The sequence below is a fragment of the Halorubrum amylolyticum genome, from assembly GCF_004114995.1.
Lineage (GTDB): Archaea > Halobacteriota > Halobacteria > Halobacteriales > Haloferacaceae > Halorubrum > Halorubrum amylolyticum.
Map to the genome: position 1 here is coordinate 1 of NZ_SDJP01000072.1, position 1,316 is coordinate 1,316.

Here is a 1,316-nt window from a genome sequence, read left to right on the forward strand (position 1 = left end):
CGGGAAGGGCGGCGTCGGCAAGAGCACGGTGAGCTGTGCGACCGCGACGTGGCTCGCCGACAACGACTACGAGACGCTGCTGGTGACCACCGACCCCGCCCCGAATCTCTCGGACATCTTCGGGCAGTCGATCGGCCATGAGGTCACCGCGATCGACGGGATCGAGAACCTCTCGGCGATCGAGATCGACCCGGACACCGCCGCCGAGGAGTACCGCCAGGAGACGATCGAGCCGATGCGCGAACTGCTCGGTGAAGAGGAGATCCAGACGGTCGAAGAGCAGCTCAACAGCCCCTGCGTCGAGGAGATCGCCGCCTTCGACAACTTCGTCGACTTCATGGACAGCCCGGAGTACGACGTCGTCGTCTTCGACACCGCACCGACGGGCCACACCATCCGGCTGATGGAGCTCCCCTCCGACTGGAACGCCGAACTCGAGAAGGGCGGCTCGACCTGTATCGGGCCGGCGGCCTCGATGGAGGACAAGAAACAGGATTACGAGCGCGCGATCGACACGCTCCAGGACGACGAGCGCACTTCCTTCGCCTTCGTCGGCAAGCCGGAGGACTCCTCGATCGACGAGATCGAACGCAGCGCGAGCGACCTCGGCGACCTCGGGATCGAGTCGCAGCTGTTGATCCTCAACGGCTACCTCCCAGAGTCGGTGTGCGAGGACCCCTTCTTCGAGGGGAAACGCGCGGACGAGCAGGCCGTTATCGAGCGCGCCCGCGAGGAGTTCGACGCGGACGCGACGGCGACATACCCGCTCCAGCCCGGCGAGATAGCCGGGCTCGACCTGCTCGCTGACGTGGGCGGTGTCCTCTACGACGGCACGGAGGCGACCGTCGACGTCGGGACCGCGACCGGCGTGGACGCTGACGGTGCGGTCGAGTTCGATTCGATGGCGGACGCCGACGCGGTTGTCGACCAGCTCACGCCGGGCGAGGAGACGGAGTACCTCTTTTTCACCGGGAAGGGCGGCGTCGGCAAGAGCACGGTCGCCTCGACGGCAGCGACGAAACTCGCTGAGGCGGGCCACGAGACGCTTGTCGTCACGACCGATCCGGCCGCGCACTTAGAGGACATCTTCGGTGAGCCCGTGGGCCACGAACCCACCTCGGTCGGCCAGGAGAACCTCGACGCGGCGCGAATCGACCAAGAAAAAGCGCTTGCGGAGTACCGCGAGCAAGTCCTCGACCATGTCACCGAGATGTACGAGGACAAAGAGGACACGCAGATCGACGTCGACGCCGCGATCGCGAACGTCGAAGAGGAATTGGAATCGCCCTGTGCCGAGGAGATGGCCGCGCTCGAAA

Annotated in this window: 1 protein-coding gene; it reads left to right on the plus strand. The window is 65.8% G+C overall.

Annotated elements, in window-relative coordinates:
* Window positions 1-1,316, plus strand: a 1,316-nt coding sequence (locus tag ESO89_RS18295) for a TRC40/GET3/ArsA family transport-energizing ATPase (RefSeq protein WP_128906804.1), incomplete at both ends; no start/stop codon positions are given.